Below are 22,232 nucleotides of genomic sequence, written 5' to 3'. Positions count from 1 at the left end.
AAGGAACCCCAAATGACATCTCTCTTTTCCTCCCCCCGCCGTGCCGCACCGTTTGTACTGGCGGCGGCCCTTGCCTCAACCTCGGCGGTGACGCTTGCACCCACAGCCGCGTTGGCCGTACCCGCTGGCGGCTATGCCGATCTGGTCGAAGAAATCTCGCCCGCCGTCGTATTCATCGAAGTGACAGGCACCGCGGAACAAGCCAACGCGCAAGTGCAACTACCCGAAGGCATGCCCGAAGAACTTCGCAAACGGTTTGAACAACTGATGCCGCAAGGGCCGGCCAGTGCGCAGCCGATGCACGGGCTTGGGTCCGGTTTCATCGTGTCCAAGGACGGGGCCATCGTGACGAACAACCACGTTGTTGCAGGGGCCGATACCGTTAAGGTCAAACTCGCCGACGGGCGCAGCTTTGATGCCAAAGTTGTCGGCAGCGACGTGCTGACCGATATCGCCGTGCTCAAGGTCGAAGCAGACGTGGACCTGCCCGCTGTCAAATTCGGGTCGTCTGATGACATGCGCGTCGGCGACGAGGTCGTCGCTATGGGCAACCCCTTTGGTCTGGGCGGCACTGTCACCACTGGCATCATCTCGGCCAAATCGCGCAATATCAACGCGGGCCCCTATGACGACTTCATCCAGACGGATGCCGCAATCAACCGAGGCAACTCGGGTGGGCCGCTGTTCAACAACGCCGGCGAAGTGATTGGCGTGAACACAGCGATCCTGTCACCTGATGGCGGATCCGTGGGCATCGGCTTTTCTGTGCCTTCCGATCTGGTGCAAGCCATCGTGGCCGACCTGTCCGACGACGGCGAGATCACCCGTGGCTGGCTTGGCGTGCAGATCCGCCCGATGACGGCAGAGGTCGCGCAGGTGTTGGGCTATGACGCACCGAAAGGTGCCGTGATCGAAGCCATCGGCGATGACAGCCCCGCTAAGAAAGCAGGTCTTGAGAAAGGCGATATCATCCTGTCCTTCAACGGCACAGAGATCAAAGAGCTGCGGGACCTGACCCGTGCGGTCGCCGAGACCGATCCCGATGCAAAAGCCGATGTGGTTGTCTTGCATAAGGGCAAAGAAGTGACACGCGCTGTCACCATCGGCACGCTCGCGGATCAAAAGGCGTAAACCTTTTCCAGCAAGCTTACCTCGTTCCTTGCTGGATCTACCCGCCCGCGTGCCCCAACGCGGCGGGTGCGCACCACACGTCCCCATGGTGCGGCAGACCACCCCCGACGGCGAACCGTCGGGGGTGGTTTTCGTTTAGTTAATGCCCGAACCGGCTTAGATCGTCGCCTCGAACAGCGCCCGCAGATTGTCGGACGTCAGGGTAACGGGATTGCCGCCGCAAGACGGGTCTTCCAACGCCATTGCGACCATATCGTCGATGCGGTCTGCAGACACGCCCATGTCGGACAGTTTGCGCGGGATACCGAAGCTGTCGTTGAATTCCTGCACAAAGACACGGAACCCGTCATAGCCGCCGTCGATCCCCAGATACCCCGCCGCGCGGTCGAACCGTTCGCGAATCTCAGGCTCGTTCAGGTCCAGCACAGCGGGCATGCAGACCGCGTTGGTGGTGCCGTGGTGCGTGTTGAACACCGCGCCAATCGGGTGGCTCATGGCGTGGATCGCACCCAGACCTTTCTGGAAAGCAGTCGCCCCCATCGCCGCCGCCGCCATCAACTGCGCACGCGCTTCGATGTCGGTGCCATCCGCATAGGCGCGTGGCAGATAATCGATGACCAGCCGCATGCCTTCTAGCGCGATGCCCTGCGACATGGGGTGAAAATGCGGGCTGCTAAACGCCTCGACGCAGTGGGCAAAGGCATCAAGTCCCGTGCCTGCGGTGATATGTTTGGGCATGCCCACCGTCAGCTCGGGGTCGCAAATCACGACACTGGGCAGCACTTTGGGGTGGAAGATGATCTTTTTGACGTGGGTTTTCGAATTGGTCAGCACCGACGCGCGGCCCACTTCGGACCCTGTACCGGCGGTTGTGGGTACGGCGATGATCGGCGCGATGGCGTCCGCGTCGGCACGCGTCCACCAATCGCCCACATCCTCGTAATCCCATACGCCGCGCGACTGCCCTGCCATAAAGGCGACCATCTTGCCCAAATCCAGACCCGATCCGCCGCCAAAGGCGATCACGCCGTCATGCCCGCCCTCGCGGTAGACCTTCAGGCCCGCCTCTAGATTGATCTCGGTCGGGTTAGCGTCCACTTCGGAAAACATTGCGCGACCAAAGCCAGCGCGGTCCATGAGGTCCAGCGTGCGGGTCGTGATCTCCATCGATGCCAGCCCCTTGTCCGTCACCAGCAGCGGGTTTTTCACCCCTGCGGCCACGCAGGCCTCTCCGATCTCGGAAATGCGGCCTGCGCCAAAGCGGATGGCGGTGGGGTAGGACCAGTTGTTTTGCAGTGCCATAAAGATCAAGCCTTTTTCAGGTGGTAAGATTTGGGACGCGTAAGCGCCTGATAGCCAAGCTCAGAGAGGCCCGCGCCCTGCCCGGTGTCTTTGCAGCCCGTCCAGCACAGGGCCGGATCCAGGTAATCGCAGCGGTTCATGAACACGGTACCGGTTTCCAGCTGCGCACCGATGGCGTCAGCAGCGTCCGCGTCCTTGGTAAAGATCGCGGCGGTCAGGCCGAACTGGCAATCATTCATCAGCGCGATTGCTTCGGCGTCGCCCTTGACGGGCATGATGCCAACGACAGGGCCAAAGCTTTCGTCGCGCATCACGCGCATATCATGGGTGACGTTTGTCAGAATCTGCGGCGTGAGGTACGCCCCGCCGTCATCGGCATCAAACGTGTCGATTAGCGTGGTGGCACCGGCGGCGACGGCCTCGGAAATCTGGGCACGGACTTCGGCGGCGAAACGCACGTTGGCCATGGGGCCGATGTCTGTGGTCGTATCGAGCGGATTCCCGAGCTTCAGCGCGTTGACCCAAGCCACGGCTTTTTCGACAAACGCATCATACAGGCTTTCGTGCACATAAATCCGTTCGATCCCGCAGCAGCATTGCCCTGCGTTAAACATCGCCCCGTCCATCAACCCGTCAACGGCAGCATCGACATCTGCGTCAGCACGCACATAGCCGGGGTCTTTGCCCCCCAGTTCAGTCGCGACGGGGGTGAAGGTGCCTGCGGCTGCGATCTCCATCGCTTTGCCGCCCCCGACAGAGCCGGTGAAGTTCACAAAGCCGAACTGCCGTTCAGCGATCAGGGCCGAGGTCGTGTCGTGATCCAGAAAAACGTTCTGGAAAACATCGTCGGGGATGCCGGCCGCGTAGAAAGCCTCTGCTAGTCGCTCGCCGACTTGCAGGGTTTGCGTGGCATGTTTCAGCACCACGGCGTTACCCGCAATCAAGGCTGGCGCGACAGTGTTGATCGCCGTCATATAGGGATAGTTCCACGGGGCAATGACTAGCACGACACCGCGCGCCTCGCGGGTGATCTTGCGGGTGGCTTTGCCGCTGTCTTCAACGATCGTGGGGGCCAGCGCCTTTTCCGCGATGTCGGCCATGTAGTTCCCGCGTTCGGCAAAGCCGTTAAATTCGCCGCCATAGCGGACGGGACGACCCATTTGATGTGCCAGTTCCTGCGCCATGCGGTCAGTGGTTTTGCCCACTTCCGCAATGGCCGCGCGGACCAGTTGGATACGGTCAGCCAAAGGTCGAGCGGCCCATGCGGACTGTGCCGCCTTGGCGCGGGCGCAGACAGCGCGTGCCGCATCCAGCGACAGGACCGGACGTTCAAGGTAAACCGATCCGTCGATCGGTGAGATACATTTCAGAGTGTTTGTCATGGTTTATGCTCGCTCAAATCCGCGGTTGATTTCCCAGTCGGTCACGACCTTGTCGTATTCCTCCTGCTCCCATTCGGCTGCGCGGGTGTAGTGGTCAACCACGTCGTCGCCAAGGGCCTCGCGCAGCATGGCAGAGTTGCGCAGTGTTTGGGTCGCGGCGCGCAGGGTGCGGGGGATTTCAGTGACGTTAGAATCCTCATAGGCGTCGCCTTTTGTCGGCTCTTGCAAGGGCAGCTTTTCCTCAATGCCCTTGAGGCCCGCCGCCAACAGCACAGCCTGCGCCAGATAGGGGTTCAGATCAGAGCCACCGATGCGACATTCGACGCGAATACCCTTGGTGCCATCGCCACACAGACGGAACCCCGCGGTGCGATTATCAACGGACCAGACGGTCTTGGTCGGGGCAAAGGTGCCTTTGGCAAAACGCTTGTAGCTGTTGATGTACGGGGCGAAGAAATATGTGATATCAGGGGCGTAGGCGATCAGTCCCGCCATGAAATGCTGCATCATTTGCGACATCCCCAGCTTGGCCTCCTTGTCATAGAACGCCGGTGCGCCGTCTTTCCAAAGCGACATATGCACATGGCTGGACGAGCCGACCTTATCCGCCGACCACTTGGGCAGGAAGGACGCAGAGAACCCCTGCTGATAGGCGATCTCTTTCACGGCCTGCTTGGAGATTGTGTGGTGATCGGCACAGGCCAGCGCGTCGGCGTAGCGGATGTTCAGCTCTTGCTGGCCGACTTCGGCCTCGCCCTTGGTACATTCAATCGGGATGCCAGCGCCCACCAGATTGTTGCGCAGCGGCTGCAGGAAGCTTTCCTCCTTGGTGGTCTGGAACAGGCAGTAGTCTTCGTTGTGACCGTTCAGCGGCACGAGGTTGGCGTATTTCTCTTTTTGCAGGGTGCGGTAGTCGCCTTCGAACAAAAAGAACTCAAGCTCGGTCGCCATCATCGCGTCAAAGCCCATCGCATCCAGACGGGCGATCTGCTTTTGCAGCATGGCGCGCGGCGAATGGGGCACGGGTTCATGGGTGTGGTGATCCAGCACATCGCCAAGCACCAGCACGGTTTTGTCCAGCCACGGCACATGGCGCATGGTCGACAGATCGGGGCGCAGCACATAATCGCCATAGCCGGTTTCCCAGCTGGTCGAGGCAAAGCCCTCGGGCGTGGACATCACCAGATCGGTCGCCAGCAGATAGTTGCAGCAGTGTGTTTCCGCGTGGGAATGGTCGATAAAATTCATGACGTGAAAACGCTTGCCCATGAGGCGGCCCTGCATGTCCACCAGTGCCACCAGCACGGTGTCCACCTCGCCCTTAGCGGCCAGGTCCTTGAGCGTGTCGAAAGTAAGGTTGCCCATCTGCAAACGTCCCTTTTGATGTGAGGGGGCGGCACAGATGCGCCGCCCCGATGTTCATGATGTCAAACTAGGCTCAGCCGAAAATATAGGGCGGGCCCGCTTTCGAGATGACGTTGTTATAGTCGCGGAAAATCTGCACGATTTTGGCAGCTGTTTCGCCTTCTTCCGCCATCTCGTCCCAGAATTTCACGGCGGCTTCCTCGACCACTTTCCATTCTTCTTGCGGCACGGATGTCAGTTCCAGCTTTTCACCGGACGCGCGCAAGCGGGCCTCGCCGCCCCAGTACCACTGGTTGCGATAGGTGTGGCTGGCCTCGATTGCGGAGTTCACGATCTGCTTGAGGTGATCTGGCAACTCTGCCCATTTTTCGGCGTTGACAAAGAACGACCCGATCCACGCACCAGAGATGTTATTGGTACAGAAGTAGTTGGTCACATCAGCCCAGCCCACGGTGTAGTCTTCGGTGATGCCTGACCACGCCATGCCGTCCAGCTCGCCTGTCTGAACCGCGACTTCGGCGTCTTCGTACGGGATGTTGACCGGCACGACACCAAATTGCGATAAAAAGCGGCCCGCTGTCGGGAAGGTATAAAGCTTGAGCCCGTCCATATCGGCCAGCGATTTGATCGGCTTGACGGTGTTGAAGTTACAAGGGTCCTGCCCCGCCGCGGATAGCCAATGCACGCCGACCTTGGCGTATTCCTCGCGCCAGATGTCTGCCAGACCGTATTGATTGAATAGCACCGGCACGTCGAGCGCGTGTTTCGTGGCCAACGGGAAATACCCGCCGAAAGACCGCACAGGTGTCGGCGACGCCATGGAGTCGTCATCCGAATGCACGCCGTCGATGGTACCGCGTTGCAATGCTTGGAAAAGCTCGCCCGTGGGGACGATCTGGTCCGCATAGAACAATTCGATCTCAAGCTCGCCTTGTGCCGCGGCGTTGATCGCGTCGATGGCGGGTTTGGTCACCTCTTCCCCGAGCGCAGACCCCGCATAGGTCTGGAAACGCCAGCGGATCGGCTCTTGGGCGTGCAGGATCGACGGGGCGGCAAGGGTCGCAGGGCCGGCAATGGCGGCACCTTTCAGGAACTTACGTCTCGTTGTCATGTCTCATACTCCTTGTTGGGGTTGGGTTGAAACGGGCCAGTTGCTCTGACCACTTGGTTGGTAATGCTTATTTCGCGTAGACATAGTTCGGCAGCCAAAGCGCGATCTGCGGAAAGATCATGACGACCGCGAGCGCCAGTACCATCACGCCGACAAAAGGAATGATCGACCGGTAAATGTCGCGAATCGTGATCTCTGGCGGGGCCATGGCGCGCATCAGAAACAGGTTATAGCCGAAGGGCGGCGTCATATAGGCGATCTGGCAAGTGATCGTATAAAGCACACCATACCACACCAGATCAAAACCGAGTGCGCCAACCAACGGCACATAGAGCGGGGCCACAATCACCAGCATGGCCGTGTCATCCAGAAACGTCCCCATAACCAGAAACGACAGCTGCATGAGGATCAAAATCACCCAAGGGTTCAGGCCCCATTGTTCGGTAAACAGGCTTTCAATTGCTTTGACCGCCCCCAGCCCGTCAAACACCGCGCCAAAAGCCAAGGCCGCGAGGATGATCCACATGAACATACAGGTGATCGCAAGGGTCTGGCGCACCGAGTTTTCAAAGACGGTGCGCGTCATCCGCCCTTTCAGCACAGCCGCAACAAAGGCGGCGATAGCCCCAATGGCAGAGCTTTCGACGAGCGAGGTCCATCCATTCACAAACGGCACCATCATCACGGCAAAGATCACCACAGGCAGCAGGCCCGCACGCAGCAGACGCAGCTTTTCAGGCCAGCCCACATCGCGTTCCTCGGCAGATAGCGCCGGCCCCAGCTCAGGGTTCATCCGGCAGCGGATGGCAATATAGATGATGAACATCGTGGCCATCATCAGCCCCGGAATCGCGCCCGCCAGCCACAGCTGACCCACGGGCTGTCGCGCGATCATCGCATACAGCACCAGCACGACCGAGGGCGGCACGAGGATGCCAAGGCTCGACCCTGCCTGAATGACCCCGGTCACCATCAACTTGTCATAGTTTCGCTTCAACAGCTCGGGCAGCGCAATTGTTGCACCGATCGCCATGCCCGCCACCGACAGGCCGTTCATGGCGGAAATCAACACCATCAGCCCGATCGTCCCGATGGCCAGCCCGCCACGCAATCCGCCCATCCACACGTGAAACATTTTATATAGATCGTCGGCAATTTTACTTTCCGACAGCACATATCCCATGAAGATAAACATCGGCAGGGTCAGCAACGGGTACCAGCGCATCAGCTTGATCGCGGCAGAAAACCCGATGTCATAGCCACCCCGGTCGCCCCACAAAAATAGGGCGGCCATCACCGCGACAAAGCCGATCGCCCCGAACACACGCTGCCCCGTCAGCAACATCAGCATCATGGTCGAAAACATTAGAATGGCGATCAGCTCATAGGGCATCGCGTGTGTCCTCTGCGGATTTGAGGAAAAGGATGTCCTTGAACAGTTCAGAGACAGCTTGAAGCAGCATTAAGGTGATGCCGATGCACATGGTCACTTTGACCGGCCACATATAGGGCCGCCACGCGGTCGGGCTGCGCTCGCCCCCGTATTTAAAGGAATACATCGTGGATTCGATACCGCCCCACAGCAGGATCACCAGATAGACCAGCAGGAACAATACAGTGATGCAATCGGTCCACGCCTTTTTGCGCGGGGTCAGCTCGGCATAGAACAGATCCATCCGCACATTCGCGCCCATCTGCAGCGCATAGGGCCCGCCAAGGATGTAATACCCCACCATCACAAACTGCGCCATTTCCAGCGTCCAAAGCTGTGGCGATGCAAAGGTTTTGTTATACGACGACCACAGCAGGATCCCCATCAGGACGAAAATCCCGTACATCATGATCCGGCCAAGGCCATAGTTAAAGCCGTCCACTACCCGAATGTATCTGCGCATCGCGTTCATTTGGTGGCCTCGCTGTCGGGGACGGGAAAGGCTCGGGTCAGGCTCTCGGCCAGATGCCCTGCCATGGCCTGCGCCTTTTCTGGCGTATCAATCAGATCATTGCGGATCTCGATCATCACGGCCGGAAGACCCTGCGTTTCGCCATGTTTTTCCAGAGTATAGGTCACGCCGTCTGTCGCTGCATAGGGTTCGTTCAGCGCTGAGGCATAGCGCCCGCGCGCCTGTTCGACCGCCAGCAACGCCTGCGCCGCGGCAGGTTGAGTGTGGTATAGAAACCCCAGTTCGACGGCGCGGGTCGCGCCGTTATAGACCGGCGTAAAACTGTGGATCGTGACCAACACTGGTGCTGCTTGGGTCGGCTGCCAACTGGTGCGCACCTCGGTGACCGCATCATGGAACGGCGTATGCACCTGAACATAGCGCTGCTGCCGGCCAGCATCATCCAGCCCCGCATTACCGGGGATATCATAGACTTCGCTGCGCGCCGGAATGCAGTCGGGGGCTGTTAGCGGGCGGTTGCAATCATAGACCAGCCGCGAAATATCGCCCGCGACCAAAGGCGCGTCCAGCGCATCCGACAGCCCATAGGCCACGTCTAGCGCGCCGATGTCCCAAGCCGCATGCGACCCGCCCGCCGCAGATGACAGCCCCAACCCGCCCAACGCATCAGGGATCCGGCGCGAGGCGTGTTCACACACCAGCAACCAGCCCCCCTGCCCCTGCGGGTTTACGATGTTTACGGCATTCCAATCGGTGTCAGTCACGGTGACCCTGTCAATTTGTTGCCTCACAATCACTACAGAATTTTCTAGCCTGTCAAGATTTTTTCTGTAATCTTTGCTTCACGCCTCCACGCGCTGTACCGAAAGGAACATGACTTGCATAAAAAAGTACTGGTCCGCGACCTGCTGAAAGAAAAGCAGGCCGAGCTGACGGCGGCAGAACGAAAACTGTCGGCCGTTTTACTGGACGACCAGCTGCTTACGGGGCTGCAATCTATCAACCGTCTCGCTGAGTTGGCCGAGGTATCATCGCCAACGATCGTTAGGCTTGCACGCAAGCTTGGGTTCGACGGGTACTCTGATATGCAAGACGCCATCCGCGGTGAAATCGGCGCACGGATGAAAAAACCACTGGCCAAGCTCGAGACCCCCAGCGACAGCAGCGATCACATGGTGTCACGCTTTATTCAGGCTGTGTCAGGCAATGTGAACCGTACACTGGAACGGCTTGATCTGGCCGAGTTTGACGAGGTTGCTGCGCTGCTCTCTGATCCCTCGCACCGGCTTTTCCTCTTGGGTGGACGCATCACGCGGTCCAACGCGCATTATTTTTTCAATCACCTGCAGATCATTCGACCGCAGGTTACGCTGCTTGATTCTTCCCCCAGTGCATGGCCGCAATCCTTGCTCGATATGGACGCAGGCGCGGTGCTGATCGTGTTCGACATCCGCCGCTACGAGAAAGAGCTCGAAAAGCTGGCGGATCTCGCGGTGAAGCAGGGGGCGACCATCGTGCTGTTCACAGACGCATGGGGATCGCCCATCGAAAAACACGCCCGCCACTGTTTCCGCGCCATGGTAGAGGTCCCGTCGAGCTGGGATTCAACGCTGGCGATCAACTTTTTGATCGAAGCGCTGGTCGCCGATGTGCAATCGCGCAGCTCTGACCAAAGCGCAGAGCGGATTGCAGCGCTTGAACAGATGATTGGCGAATCCCGTATCTTCCGCAGCAATTGATCTGGCGCTGAAGTAGGGCCGATCACGGTCCTTTCGTGATAGTCGCGCGACACATCAGAGTTTGCGTTGGACGGCAACATCCCCTAATCGGAACGCGCACCGCGTCTGCGCACTCTAGCAAAGGATTTTGCCATGAAGACCCCGTATTATCTGATCGACAAAGCCCGTCTTCAGACCAACATGGAAAAAATCGCCTGGCTGCGCGAGGCTTCGGGCGCTAAATCCCTGCTGGCGCTGAAATGTTTTGCCACATGGTCAGTCTTTGATTTCATGGCGCAATATATGGACGGGTCCACGTCTTCGTCGCTTTATGAGGTCAAGCTGGGCTTCGAGAAATTCGGCGGCGAAACACACGCTTATTCGGTCGCCTACGCCGATGATGAAATCGCCGAGGTTCTGGCCAACAGCGACAAGATCATCTTCAACTCCATCGGGCAGCTGGACCGTTTTGATGCCGCATCGTCAGGCCATACCCGCGGGCTGCGGGTGAACCCCGGTGTGTCGACATCCGAGTTCGATCTGGCCGATCCCGCCCGCCCCTTCAGCCGTTTGGGCGAACATGATCCGGCGCAGATCGCCGCTGTGTCCGACCGCATTACGGGTCTGATGTTTCACAACAATTGCGAGAATGGCGACTTCGACCGGTTCGCGGATATGCTGACGTTGATCGAAGACCGCTTTGGCGACACGATCCACCGGATGGACTGGATCAGCCTTGGCGGCGGCATCCATTTCACCGGCGAAGGCTACCCGTTGGACCGTCTGGCCGCGCGACTGAAAACCCTGTCCGACACCTATGGCGTTCAGGTCTACCTTGAACCCGGAGAGGCCGCGATCACCGGCGCTGCGACGTTAGAGACGACCGTGCTTGATACCCTGCATAACGGCAAGAACCTTGCCATCGTCGACAGCTCTATCGAGGCGCATATGCTGGATCTATTGATCTACCGCGAGCCCGCCAAGGTGGCCCCGAACACCGGTGCCCACGACTGGATGATCTGCGGCAAATCCTGCCTTGCGGGCGATATTTTCGGCGAGTTCAAATTCGACGTCCCGTTAAAACCCGGTGACCGCATTTCGTTTCAGGACGCTGCGGGCTATACTATGGTCAAGAAGAACTGGTTCAACGGCGTCAAGATGCCCGGCATCGCCATTCGTGAACTTGATGGAACGATCACATCGGTCCGGTCATTCGACTATGAGGATTTCAAATCCGCCCTCTCCTAACCCTTTCCTTACAAGAGGTGTAATGAATACATGAAACGCAATGTTCTTATCATCGGTGCCGGTGGCGTCGCGCAGGTCGTGGCGCATAAATGCGCGCAAAATAATGACGTGTTGGGTGACCTGCATATCGCCAGCCGCACAGTTTCAAAATGCGAAGCGATTATTGAAAGCGTGCATGCCAAAAGCGCGATGAAACAGGACGGCGTTTTTGATGCCCATGCGGTTGATGGTATGGATAGCGACGCGGTAGAGGCGCTGATCAACAAGCTTGGCGTGCAGATCGTGATCAATGTCGGTTCGCCCTTTGTGAACATGACCGTGCTTGAAGCCTGCATTCGCACCGGCGTCGCCTATATCGACACGGCCATTCACGAAGACCCGACCAAGATTTGCGAAACGCCGCCTTGGTACGGAAACTATGAATGGAAGCGCCGCGAGGATTGCGCCAAGGCCAACACCACCGCAATTCTGGGCGCGGGCTTTGATCCTGGTATGGTTAATGCATTTGCCCGTTTCGCCGTGGACGAGTTCATGGACGACGTAAAATCCATCGACATCGTCGACATTAACGCAGGCAATCATGGCAAGTATTTCTCGACCAACTTCGACCCCGAGATCAACTTTCGCGAGTTCACCGGCACGGTCTACAGCTGGCAGGAAGGCGCGTGGCAAGAGAACAAGATGTTCGAGGTCGGACGCGAATGGGACTTACCCGTCGTCGGAAAACAAAAGGCCTACATGTCTGGCCACGACGAGGTGCATTCGCTCGCTGCGAATTACCCGCAGGCAGACGTGCGCTTCTGGATGGGCTTTGGCGATCACTACATCAATGTCTTCACCGTGCTGCAAAACCTTGGCCTATTGTCCGAACAGCCCGTGGTCACCGCCGAAGGGCTTGAGGTCGTGCCACTGAAGGTCGTCAAAGCCGTGCTGCCCGACCCGTCGACCCTCGCGCCGAACTATACCGGCAAGACCTGTATCGGCGACTTGGTCAAAGGCACCAAGGACGGCAAAGATGTAGAGGTGTTCGTCTACAACGTCGCCGATCACAAAGACGCGTTTAATGAGGTCGGCAGTCAGGGCATTTCTTATACTGCCGGCGTCCCGCCCGTGGCGATGGCGATGCTGATTGCGGATGGCACCTATGACACCGGCACGATGGTTAACGTCGAAGAACTGGACCCCAAACCGCTGTTTGCCCTGCTCGACACCATTGGCCTGCCCACGCGTGTAAAGCTGGCCGATCAAGACACAGGCTGGGACGAAGCCATCGCCTGAGCCGAAGTAAGGCACTTAGAATAATGACCCGCGCGTGCCATAGGCACAGTGCGGGTCATCCCGCCTCGCAAGGCGATAAATCCGCATGAGATCAATTATTTAAACGAAAAAAATCCCAGCACGCAAAATGCGACTGGGGTGTATTAATTGACGGCACAAGTTCAACCTTGTGTCCCCGCCAATCTCAAAATTTAGTGATATTTGAAAGTGGCGGACCGAGGAGGATTCGAACCCCCGACCCCCTGATTCGTAGTCAGGTACTCTATCCAGCTGAGCTATCGGTCCGTTAAGGCGGGGTTTAGTTCTGGCCGCGGGGGTTTGCAACCCCTTCTTTTGCCGAACGCGAATTTTCTTTAAACAAATTTGAAAGAGCCATCGCCCTTGGGCAATGTCAGGGTAAACACGGTGCCCGAGCCGCCCGTCTCTGACAGCTCCAACGTGCCGCCGTGACCGCGCACCAGCTCTGCCGCGATGGCGAGCCCCAGACCCGATCCGCCTTTGCGTGCACCGCCTTTGAATGCTGTAAACAGATGTTCACGCGCCTTAGGAGGCAACCCCGGGCCGTTGTCACTGATGCGGATGATCCAATCGCTAACTTCGTCCCTTGCGGTGATCAGAATTTCGCCCTGCTGCCCGGTGCCGATTATTGCCTGACGTGCATTGCGCACGAGGTTCGCAAGAACCCTGAACAAATGCTCTGGGTCGGCACGCACATGCAGATCAGGCGGCACGTCACAGGTGAATGTCAGATCCGCCCCGTTAACAGCCAACCGTTCGCTATCAACGACATCATCTACAATACGCAGAAGCGGCGTCACTGTCAGCGTCGGGCTTGGTTCTTCAGCGCGCCCGAATGCCAATGTGGATTCGCATAGATGCACGGCGCGGGTGATGGAGCTAACAAGCTTGGGAGCCATACGTTTGACCGTCGGATCCTCGGACATTTCGATGCGATCCGTAAACAGCTGCGCTGATGTGAGAATATTGCGTAGATCATGGCTGATCTTGCTGACCGCCTGACCCAGCTGCGCCAAACGTTCCTTTTGCCGCAGGGCTTGGGTCAATTCGGTTTCCAGCTTCATCAACGCTTCCTCGGCCTCGCGCACCTCTGTGACGCCGGCAGAGGGTGTAATGATCCGCCGCGCGTCTTCGGGGGCGAGCGCGTAATTCTGCATGTGCCCCACCACGCCCTTGATCGGCTTTAGAAGGAAAGCCCGCATCGTCAAGAACAGCAAAAAGGCAGTCATCATAGAGATCGCCGCCGACAGAACGAGAATCCGGATGCCATAGTCGATCATGGCAGTACGCAGAGACGCTGCCTCCATCGTGATTTCGATCAGCAAGCCTGCATCTTGCACAGGGGCACCGATCACCCGGATCACCCCCGGCTCTGGTTCCGCCAACTGGCGAAAGGCGTCGCGAATCAGCACCCAGGCAGAGGCGTCGCGCAGATCGTAAGTCTCTTTAATCGTCTGTGACATCGGGGATGACAGCGCTAATTGGCGAATCCGGTCCCGCCGCAGCACCACGTTAAAAACCTGCGCAGTACGCAGCAATTCTGCCTCGAGCTCGGGGTCGATCATATCGCTAGCCAGCACGGTGAGCGATGCGATTTGCGCCCGCTCCAGCCGGTTCATCATGTATTCTTCGCGAAACCGCGCGATAGAAGGCACAAAGATCAACACTTCAGCCAGCATCACAAAGATGGTGGTCAGAATAAGAAGCCGGCCAGAGAGAGATTTCAGCATTAATGCGCGCTTTATGGGATGAACCGCTGCACCAACCGAACGACAGTCTTGACCAAATCGCTTTCGAACAGCCGCGGGCTGAAATATGCCCCTGCCGCACGTTTGTTGATTTCGCCGATGGTAGGGTAAGGTGCAACCATAGAGGCAATCTGGCTCATTTTCATGTTATTTGCCAGCGCCAAAGCCCATAGGTTGATCAACTCCCCTGCTTGGTAGCCCACAATGCTTGCGCCCACGGGACGCCCCTTGACCACCATGACCTTGATCAGCCCCTTGGTTTTGCGTTCAGCAATAGCGCGGTCGTTGTGGTTATAGTGAAACCGGACGACCTCAAGCTTGTCGCCGTGCTTTTCCTTGGCTTGCGCCTCGCTCAGGCCGACCTGCGACAATTCAGGATCAGTGTAAGTGGCCCAAGGGATATGCGCCGTTTTCGCCTTGGCCGGCAGCGCGAACATTAGCGAGCGGATCACGACCCCCCCGTGGTAGCCAGCAACATGCGTAAACTGCATCCCACCGGCAACGTCGCCAATCGCATAGACCTTGCGATTGGTGGTGCGCAGGGAATCGTCCACCTTGATCCCGTTTTTGATTGGCTCGATGCCTGCTTTATCCAGGTCGAGCCGATCCGTGTTCGCTTTGCGGCCAACAGCGACCAAAAGATGCGACCCTTTGAAAACGCGCCCGTCCTTGGCTTCGACCTCGATCGCGCCGATGTCGCCCCGGATTTCGGCGGCCTGTGCGCCCTCGGCAATCTCTACGCCCTCATCCTTAAGGGTTTGCAACACGATCGCCGCGAGTTCCGGATCATCCTTGGACAGAGCTTTGTCGCCTTCGATCACGGTGACTTTAACACCCATGCGAATATGCGCCTGCGCCATCTCCATGCCGATGGGACCGCCACCGATGATCAGCAGATGATCGGGCTTTTCGCGCAAATTGAACAGCGTCTCGTTCGTTTCATACGGCGTTTTGTCCAAGCCCGGAATTGGTGGTACTAGTGGCGAAGACCCCGTCGCAACGACGATGCGTCGCGCTTTGATGATCGTATCACCGGCCTGCACCTCATCATCCGAAATGAAACGCCCGTATTCACGGATGACCTTAACGCCAAAGCCTTCGAACCGCTCTTGGCTGTCAACTGGCGCGATCTGCGCGATCACATCTGCCACATGGTCCTTGGCCGCGGCATAATCGACCTCGCCGCTCGCGTTGGTCACGCCAAATTGCGCACTATTTTGCTGGCCATATGCTGCCTTGCCCGTGGCGATCAACGCCTTTGACGGCACGCAGCCAAAGTTCAGACAGTCGCCGCCCATCTTATGCCCTTCGAGCAGGACAACGTCGGCCCCCATTTGCGAGGCCCCCGCCGCGACGGACAGTCCACCAGAGCCTGCGCCGATGATCAATAGGTCGGTCTTAATGCGATTCATTTCAAAAGTTCCTTTTTGCCGGTGACAGCTTTCAACACGACGGGCAGCACCGACAAAGCGCAAAGCCCTAGAATAGGAAGTAGAATATGGGGTTCAAAGATAATACCAAAGTCCGGCGTTGCACCCTGTGCAAACACCGCCCCCAGCCCTGCCCCGATCGAGGTGAACACTAGCGAGCCTGGGATAATACCCAAAAACGTAGAAATTACAAAGCGATGGATCGGCACGCCGAGGAATGCAGGAATAAGATTCGCCACGAAGAACGGCACCACAGGGACCAGCCTCAAAAAGAACAGCATCGACCATTGGTTGTCGTCGATACCCGCCTTGATCTTGCGCACCAGCCCGTCAGATGCGTCCATTCGCGCCTTTAATGTCGCCCCCAGCCCCATGCGCGCGGCAAGGAAGATCACAACAGCTCCCAATGTCGCGCCGGTCACATTAACCAGAACCCCGAACACTGTCCCAAAAAGAAAACCGCCGGTGATCGTTGCGATGCTAGCCCCCGGAAGAGAGAACCCGACAATCGCAATATAAATGCCCAGAAAAACGAGAACCGTAAGCCCATAGTGCGAGTCGCGAAATGCGATCAGCGCCTCGCGATTGTCGCGCAACGTCTCGAAAGAGAGATAGTCGCGCAGGGCAAAGAATCCGAACACTGCGACCGCCACGATGCCTACAAAAGGTAGGTAGCGAAACCATGAAGGTTTTTCAGAGGCTTGTGCGGGCATATTGTCGGGTCACTTTCAAAACATTATAAGCTGCTCCCTATTAGATGGGTCAAATATTGCCAGTCAGATAGGGTGCTCACGGGTGGTTGATGTGAAGCCGGCTTTTATGACCATGTCACGGCAATTCCCAAGAAAACTGTAACATTGGGCAGATAAGCTGGCTTAATTTGTTGCAAAGGTCGAAATAACGGCTCCAAGGGTTTGACTTGCCTGTGCTGCAGCTTTAGGAGCAGGGCTTGAAATGACGGTGACGCGCCGAATCTGGTGGCGTGCTAAAGTATAAAGTGGAGTCGGAGCGATGAAACGCACCTATCAACCTTCAAACCTTGTGCGCAAACGGCGCCACGGTTTCCGCGCACGCATGGCAACCAAAGCGGGTCGTAAGATCATCAACTCGCGCCGTGCACAAGGCCGGAAGGAACTGAGCGCGTAATACGCGACTTCGGTTTTTAAAAGATATGACACCGTCGGAGGCACCTATGGATGGCAGAAGCGCCACACCAGAGGAAACGCTTCCGACGGTTTCTTTGCGTTTGGAAACGCTGAAAAACAGACCGGACTTCCAGCGCGCTTCCCGCGCCCCTCGGGCAGCGATGCCCGGCTTTATCCTTCAGATGCGCAGACGCGCAGAGGGCGAAGCAGAGGGCATACGCGTGGGCTTTACGTGCTCCAAGAAAGTCGGAAACGCCGTCGCCCGCAATCGCGCTAAAAGGCGCCTGCGCGAGCTTGCCCGTCTGACGCTCCCGCATCAGGGGCGCGACGGTATGGATTATGTGCTCGTGGGCCGCGGCGGTGCCACTGCATCGCTTCCCTTCGATAAGCTGCAATCGGATTTCGTCAAAGCTTTGGGTATTCTGCATGGCAAGCAGCGCACCGGACCTCAAAAGTGACCCCATTGGCACGTCTATTGGCACTGCCTATAAAGGGGTACCGCCTAGTTTTCAGCCCGTGGGTCGGCCATAACTGCCGATACCACCCCACGTGCAGCGCCTACGCACTAGAAGCCCTTTCGAGACACGGCGCCGCCAAAGGGGGCTGGCTTACCCTAAGGCGCATCGCTCGCTGTCACCCATGGGGGGACAGTGGCATCGATAACGTACCTGACTGAGCTGGCCACTGTACTATCGCCTAGCACTAAAGTTCGCCCTGCTCGGCGTTGTAGTATCGATAGCAATGCACCGACGCTTGATCGGCCAACACAGTTGCACTAAGGCACCTATATGCTTGATCATCCCGAAGATATTCACCCGCTTTTCCATGGTGCACCGCAAGGCACCGAGTTCCGAAAACTGCGTAAACGGCTCGTGCGGCTAACCCGCGAGGCAATTGAACAATATGGGATGGTCGAACCCGGCGGTAAATGGCTGGTTTGCATGTCTGGCGGGAAAGACAGCTATACACTTTTGGCCATTCTACACGAGCTACAATGGCGTGGGCTCCTCCCAGTAGAGCTTATCGCGTGCAACCTCGACCAAGGTCAGCCCAATTTTCCAGCTACGGTCCTGCCTGCGTTCCTCGAGAATATGGGGGTGAAGCACCGTATTGAATATCAAGACACCTACTCCATCGTTATGGACAAGATCCCCGCAGGCCGCACATTCTGCGCGTTGTGCAGCAGGCTCCGCCGAGGGCATCTTTATCGAATCGCACGCGAGGAAGGCTGCACCGCCGTGGTTCTTGGCCATCACCGTGATGACATCCTAGAAACCTTCTTCATGAATTTGTTTCACGGCGGGCGCTTGGCGACCATGCCACCAAAACTCCTAAACGAAGAAGGCGACTTGTTCCTATATCGTCCGCTGGCTCTTGTCGCCGAAGCCGATTGCGAAAAATTCTCTACTGCCATGAATTATCCAATCATTCCGTGTGATCTATGTGGCTCGCAAGACGGTTTACAACGCCAGCAGGTAAAAGCGATTTTGGACGGCTGGGAAGCAAACAGCCCCGGGCGCCGTCAGGTGATGTTTCGCGCACTTATGAATACGCGCCCCTCGCATCTTTTGGATCCGAAGTTATTTGATTTTGCGGGACTCGAACGGGGCAAGTAAACCCTGAAACTCTTCGGAATTTTAAACAGATTGTATAGACCAAAAGGCGAACATTAACCTTTTCGTTAGACATGCCTCCTATTGCTTTCACCGGTAATCCGTCAGTCGGGGGCTGCTTTGAAACAAGACGATAACAATGGGTTCGCCAAATCTTTTCTGCACAAAGGCAGGCACGTTTTCGCGCCCGCAGGCTTCACAATCGGGACTGCCTTTGCATTGGCAATCCTGTGGTTCGGGTGGCAGGGGTTCGCCTTTGTTGGCGCGGTCTTGCTCCCGCTAATATATCTATTCTTAGGACGGTCCCGCGCTGTCGCTCAATCAACCTATGCCTCGCGGCAAGATGCAGTGAGGCCCGTCGCAGCGCCTGTGATCAATAGCATATCACGTTCACGTCCGGCCCGGCACCAGCATGATCCAATGCTATTCCAACCACAAATTTCGACGCACTCGGGTGAGGTAAGTGGTTTTTGCGCAATACGCGCTTCATGTGTCGATTCGATCATACCTCATCAACAACATGGCACGTCGATGGGGGCACCAAGTGAGACGGATAGCGAGCCACTTTTATCCCTCTCCACAATTCTTTTGGAAGCAAAGAAGCTGTCGCGCACCTGTCGTTCTTCAGTTCAGATAATCTACAACCTCGCGCCTTCACAGATGGATGATCCACTACTATTACAGAAGGTAGAATGGGAACTTGAGCGGCTCAATCTCCCTCCCCGCTTTTTGCGCATCGCGCTCCCATCATATCTTTGTCAGCGCCAACCCGGGCCACCGGTGATCATGCTTCTTCGGAAGCTTCATGAGCTGGGCAGCCAAACCGGATTAAATGGATTCGGCAGCGGCCCCCGTTGTGTAGAGATCGTTCAGAGATATGGTATAAACGTCGTAGCGATCGATCCATCGCTAACGAACGGAGCGAACTTAAGCACCAACCGTCGACTCATTTTGTCCACTGTCCTCGCAATGGCACAAGATCTGGGCACCGAAACTCTTGCTTGCGGTGTGCAGACCTCAGGAGAACATGAACTGTTGTCGCAACTTGGTTGCGACAACGTTCAAGGTCCCGGAATCGCGCAACCTATGCCCCCCGAACAGGTCGTCGGCTGGATGCATACGCACATTGAAAAACTCGATTATCTGCCACGGGCCTTCGGTGACATTGCCTGACAATAAGATCCACTTTACGGGAAGCGCTTGGATGCAGGGGCCGAATTTACTTGACCTTTGGTACCTTACTCTGTTGAACCCACGCTGATATTACAGGCATCAGGTGACGGTCAAATGGACGATCAAAACAAGAATCTCATTTTTGCGACGGTTCTCAGTTTCATAGTCATCCTAGGGTGGTTCGTTTTATTCCCGCCTCAGGAAACCGAAACCCTCTCCGAGCCTCCGCTGCAAACCAGTGATGCAAACGCGTCAGAGGCTGTTGTTCCAGCGAACGCTGGGTCGGCGAGCATACCTGCCGAAGACAGCGCGTCTACCACAAAGGCCCTCGATACAGCGCCGCGTATTGCTGTCGAGACGGCCCGTATCGCTGGCTCTATATCGTTGCTTGGGGGTCGGGTGGATGATCTGTACCTAAAGGATTATAACACAACGATTGAGGAAGACGCGCCTACCGTCAGGTTGCTATCTCCTGCAGGCTCCACTGACGCCTATTACGCGCTCTATGGTTGGGCTCCTGGCGCGGGTATCTCACCCGAGCAAGTCCCTGGCCCGAACACCCTCTGGTCTCACAGCGACGGTGAAACGCTGTCGGTCGACGCCCCCGTTACGCTAACTTGGGATAATAAAGCCGGCCAGGTCTTTTCGCGCACGATTTCGATCGATGAAAACTATATGTTCAAGATCGACCAAACCATTACTAACTCATCCGAAAAATCGGTTTCGCTTGCACCCTACGGCCTCATCGCACGTCATGGTATCCCTAGCGACGCGCAGAACTTCTTCATTCTGCATGAAGGTCTAGTCACCATGAATAATGGTGAACTGATTGAAACCGCTTGGGACGACATACCCGATCTAGATGTTGTAAATGGCGTGCCCTCCAAACGCATTGACGGTGTTACCAATGGTTGGATCGGCTTCACAGGTCACTATTTCATGACCAATCTCATTCCCGATCCGGCCCAGCCAACACGTCTGACGGTTAAATACCTGCCGCGAACTGAAATTTTCCAGACCGAAGCTGTGATGCCTGCACAAGTTGTTGGCAGCGGCCAATCTGCCACTGTTTCAACGCAACTTTTCGCCGGTGCCAAAGAATGGGAGATCCTGCGCGCCTATGAAGCTCAGGGTGTTTATAAATTTATCGACTCCATCGACTGGGGTTGGTTTTTCTTCCTGACAAAACCGATCTTCTGGGTTCTGCACCACCTCAACTTGTTGATCGGAAATATGGGCATCGCGATCATCGGGTTGACGCTTTTGATCAAGGCTCTGCTCTTCCCGCTGGCGTATAAATCATATGTGTCGATGGCTAAGATGAAAGAACTTCAGCCGCAGATGGAGAAACTAAAAAAGGATGCCGGTGACGATCGCCAGAAGCTTCAGCAGGGCATGATGGAGCTTTATAAGAGGGAGAAGGTAAACCCCGCCGCAGGGTGTCTCCCGATCCTAATGCAGATCCCGATCTTCTTCTCTCTCTACAAAGTAATCTTTGTGACGCTAGAGCTGCGCCACGCGCCCTTCTTCGGCCCCTTTCAAGATCTAAGTGCACCCGACCCGACATCGATCTACAACCTGTACGGCCTTTTGCCATGGGGCGCTCCCGAAGCTGGGACAGTTCTGGCACTTGTCTTTATCGGCATTCTTCCACTGTTGCTCGGTATTTCAATGTTCTTGCAGCAAAAACTTAACCCGGCCCCCACCGATCCCACTCAACAGATGATCTTCGCCTGGATGCCTTGGGTGTTTATGTTCATGCTCGGCGGGTTTGCGTCCGGTCTTGTTGTTTACTGGATAGCAAACAACACGATCACCTTTACGCAACAATATCTGATCATGCGAAGCCAAGGATATAAGCCTGATATTCTTGGCAATATTAAAGGTAGCATGAAGGTCGGACGTAAAGGCGACCCGAAATAATGACGGCGGTTGCCCGGCTTTATCGCTACCCGCTCAAGAGCCATGGTCGCGAAGAGCTGGGCCACACGACCCTCACCGCGGGGCAGTCTATGCCATGGGACCGGACCTGGGCCGTCGCGCACGACGCCGCACACACCGACGGAACCGAGTGGGCGCATTGCGTCAATTTCAGCACCGGGTCCAAAGCGCCAGCACTGATGGCAATAACAGCGGTCTTTGACAGCGCGAGCGAACTGCTTACGTTGCACCACCCAGACCGCCCCTCACTTACCTTCCATCCCGATCATGAAACCAGCAGATTTCTGGAATGGGTTGCGCCGCTTGTCCCCGAAAACAGAGCACAACCAAGTGCAATTTTCAGGTTGGATGGGCGCGGGTTTACCGACACCCCCTACCCGTCCGTAAGCCTATGTAATTACGCGTCCTTGCGCGCTGTGTCGGATACGGTAGGAACACCGGTTTCGCCCCATCGCTGGCGCGGCAACGTCTGGTTTGACACGGGAACCCCGTGGGAAGAACTAGATTGGGTCGGTAAAGAGGTCGCGATCGGCAGCGTGGTACTACGTATCCGCGAACGCACGGAAAGATGTCGGGCTACAACCGCGAATCCACAGACTGGGGAACGCGATATTGAAATGTTACGCATATTGAAGACTTGGGGTCACCAGGATTTCGGCGTATATGCCGAGGTTATTGAAACGGGTCCCGTATTTATCGGTGACCAGGTAAAGGTACTTTAACAT

Annotated in this window: 21 protein-coding genes and 1 tRNA gene; 11 read left to right on the top strand and 11 right to left on the bottom strand. The window is 56.8% G+C overall.

Translation table 11 applies throughout. The annotated features are described in order from the left end of the window. Window positions 1-12: 12 nt before the first annotated feature. A complete protein-coding gene (locus tag E5180_RS00340) occupies window positions 13-1,131 on the top strand; it encodes a Do family serine endopeptidase (RefSeq protein ID WP_138922650.1) in 1,119 nt (372 codons plus the stop codon). Window positions 1,132-1,287: 156 nt separating this feature from the next. Here the strand turns inward: E5180_RS00340 and E5180_RS00335 are convergent, their stop codons facing one another. The 7 genes from E5180_RS00335 to E5180_RS00305 form a co-directional block, all read right to left on the bottom strand. After that, window positions 1,288-2,433, bottom strand: a complete 1,146-nt coding sequence (locus E5180_RS00335) for an iron-containing alcohol dehydrogenase (protein ID WP_138922649.1) — start codon at window positions 2,431-2,433, stop codon at window positions 1,288-1,290. A 5-nt stretch (window positions 2,434-2,438) separates the two neighbouring features. Further along, window positions 2,439-3,815, bottom strand: coding sequence for an aldehyde dehydrogenase family protein (locus E5180_RS00330; RefSeq protein ID WP_138922648.1), 1,377 nt, complete (start codon window positions 3,813-3,815; stop codon window positions 2,439-2,441). A gap of 3 nt (window positions 3,816-3,818) precedes the next feature. Beyond that, on the bottom strand, window positions 3,819-5,180 hold the full coding sequence (locus E5180_RS00325; RefSeq protein WP_138922647.1) for a glutamine synthetase family protein: 1,362 nt from the start codon (window positions 5,178-5,180) through the stop codon (window positions 3,819-3,821). 73 nt (window positions 5,181-5,253) lie between these two features. Then, window positions 5,254-6,291 carry a TRAP transporter substrate-binding protein gene (locus tag E5180_RS00320; protein ID WP_138922646.1) on the bottom strand — a complete coding sequence of 346 codons (1,038 nt, stop codon included), beginning with the start codon at window positions 6,289-6,291 and terminating at the stop codon, window positions 5,254-5,256. A gap of 67 nt (window positions 6,292-6,358) precedes the next feature. Beyond that, the gene (locus tag E5180_RS00315) at window positions 6,359-7,684 is read right to left on the bottom strand and encodes a TRAP transporter large permease (protein WP_138922645.1); all 1,326 of its coding nucleotides are present in this window, start codon (window positions 7,682-7,684) and stop codon (window positions 6,359-6,361) included. After that, window positions 7,674-8,195: a TRAP transporter small permease subunit gene (locus tag E5180_RS00310; protein ID WP_138922644.1), complete on the bottom strand. Its 522-nt coding sequence runs from the start codon at window positions 8,193-8,195 to the stop codon at window positions 7,674-7,676. The genes E5180_RS00315 and E5180_RS00310 overlap by 11 nt, the downstream gene beginning before the upstream one ends. Further along, on the bottom strand, window positions 8,192-8,959 hold the full coding sequence (locus tag E5180_RS00305; protein ID WP_138922643.1) for an N-formylglutamate amidohydrolase: 768 nt from the start codon (window positions 8,957-8,959) through the stop codon (window positions 8,192-8,194). The genes E5180_RS00310 and E5180_RS00305 overlap by 4 nt, the downstream gene beginning before the upstream one ends. A gap of 114 nt (window positions 8,960-9,073) precedes the next feature. Between E5180_RS00305 and E5180_RS00300 the strand changes: the two genes are divergently transcribed. From E5180_RS00300 to E5180_RS00290, 3 genes are all read left to right on the top strand, one after another. After that, window positions 9,074-9,934: a MurR/RpiR family transcriptional regulator gene (locus tag E5180_RS00300; RefSeq protein ID WP_138922642.1), complete on the top strand. Its 861-nt coding sequence runs from the start codon at window positions 9,074-9,076 to the stop codon at window positions 9,932-9,934. Window positions 9,935-10,066: 132 nt separating this feature from the next. Next, window positions 10,067-11,161: a carboxynorspermidine decarboxylase gene (locus E5180_RS00295; protein ID WP_138922641.1), complete on the top strand. Its 1,095-nt coding sequence runs from the start codon at window positions 10,067-10,069 to the stop codon at window positions 11,159-11,161. A gap of 30 nt (window positions 11,162-11,191) precedes the next feature. Further along, window positions 11,192-12,439, top strand: coding sequence for a saccharopine dehydrogenase family protein (locus E5180_RS00290; protein WP_138922640.1), 1,248 nt, complete (start codon window positions 11,192-11,194; stop codon window positions 12,437-12,439). 208 nt (window positions 12,440-12,647) lie between these two features. Here E5180_RS00290 and E5180_RS00285 read toward each other — a convergent pair. The 4 genes from E5180_RS00285 to E5180_RS00270 all read right to left on the bottom strand — a co-directional run bounded on the left by E5180_RS00285 (window position 12,648) and on the right by E5180_RS00270 (window position 16,348). Beyond that, window positions 12,648-12,724, bottom strand: a tRNA-Arg gene (locus E5180_RS00285). 68 nt (window positions 12,725-12,792) lie between these two features. Continuing rightward, window positions 12,793-14,187, bottom strand: a complete 1,395-nt coding sequence (locus tag E5180_RS00280) for a sensor histidine kinase (protein ID WP_138922639.1) — start codon at window positions 14,185-14,187, stop codon at window positions 12,793-12,795. A gap of 11 nt (window positions 14,188-14,198) precedes the next feature. After that, the gene (locus tag E5180_RS00275) at window positions 14,199-15,617 is read right to left on the bottom strand and encodes a dihydrolipoyl dehydrogenase family protein (RefSeq protein WP_138922638.1); all 1,419 of its coding nucleotides are present in this window, start codon (window positions 15,615-15,617) and stop codon (window positions 14,199-14,201) included. Continuing rightward, entirely contained in the window at window positions 15,614-16,348 is a 735-nt protein-coding gene (locus tag E5180_RS00270) for a TVP38/TMEM64 family protein (protein ID WP_138922637.1), read from the bottom strand. The genes E5180_RS00275 and E5180_RS00270 overlap by 4 nt, the downstream gene beginning before the upstream one ends. Before the next feature lie 298 nt (window positions 16,349-16,646). Between E5180_RS00270 and rpmH the strand changes: the two genes are divergently transcribed. The 7 genes from rpmH to E5180_RS00235 all read left to right on the top strand — a co-directional run bounded on the left by rpmH (window position 16,647) and on the right by E5180_RS00235 (window position 22,229). Further along, on the top strand, window positions 16,647-16,781 hold the full coding sequence (rpmH, locus tag E5180_RS00265) for a 50S ribosomal protein L34 (protein WP_093731806.1): 135 nt from the start codon (window positions 16,647-16,649) through the stop codon (window positions 16,779-16,781). A gap of 46 nt (window positions 16,782-16,827) precedes the next feature. Continuing rightward, a complete protein-coding gene (gene rnpA / locus E5180_RS00260; protein WP_138922636.1) occupies window positions 16,828-17,238 on the top strand; it encodes a ribonuclease P protein component in 411 nt (136 codons plus the stop codon). Then, window positions 17,235-17,456, top strand: coding sequence for a membrane protein insertion efficiency factor YidD (yidD, locus tag E5180_RS00255; protein ID WP_138922635.1), 222 nt, complete (start codon window positions 17,235-17,237; stop codon window positions 17,454-17,456). Before rnpA ends, yidD begins: the two co-directional genes overlap by 4 nt. 112 nt (window positions 17,457-17,568) lie before the next feature. Continuing rightward, window positions 17,569-18,396, top strand: coding sequence for a tRNA 2-thiocytidine(32) synthetase TtcA (gene ttcA / locus E5180_RS00250; protein ID WP_138922634.1), 828 nt, complete (start codon window positions 17,569-17,571; stop codon window positions 18,394-18,396). A 345-nt stretch (window positions 18,397-18,741) separates the two neighbouring features. After that, window positions 18,742-19,566, top strand: a complete 825-nt coding sequence (locus tag E5180_RS00245) for an EAL domain-containing protein (protein WP_441351453.1) — start codon at window positions 18,742-18,744, stop codon at window positions 19,564-19,566. 114 nt (window positions 19,567-19,680) lie between these two features. Next, the gene (yidC, locus tag E5180_RS00240; protein ID WP_138922632.1) at window positions 19,681-21,489 is read left to right on the top strand and encodes a membrane protein insertase YidC; all 1,809 of its coding nucleotides are present in this window, start codon (window positions 19,681-19,683) and stop codon (window positions 21,487-21,489) included. Continuing rightward, entirely contained in the window at window positions 21,489-22,229 is a 741-nt protein-coding gene (locus E5180_RS00235; protein ID WP_138922631.1) for an MOSC domain-containing protein, read from the top strand. The genes yidC and E5180_RS00235 overlap by 1 nt, the downstream gene beginning before the upstream one ends. The last annotated feature ends 3 nt before the right edge of the window (window positions 22,230-22,232 follow it).

The organism is Sulfitobacter sp. BSw21498 (genome assembly GCF_006064855.1).
Lineage (GTDB): Bacteria > Pseudomonadota > Alphaproteobacteria > Rhodobacterales > Rhodobacteraceae > Sulfitobacter.
This window is presented reverse-complemented; position numbering and strand designations above follow the sequence as displayed.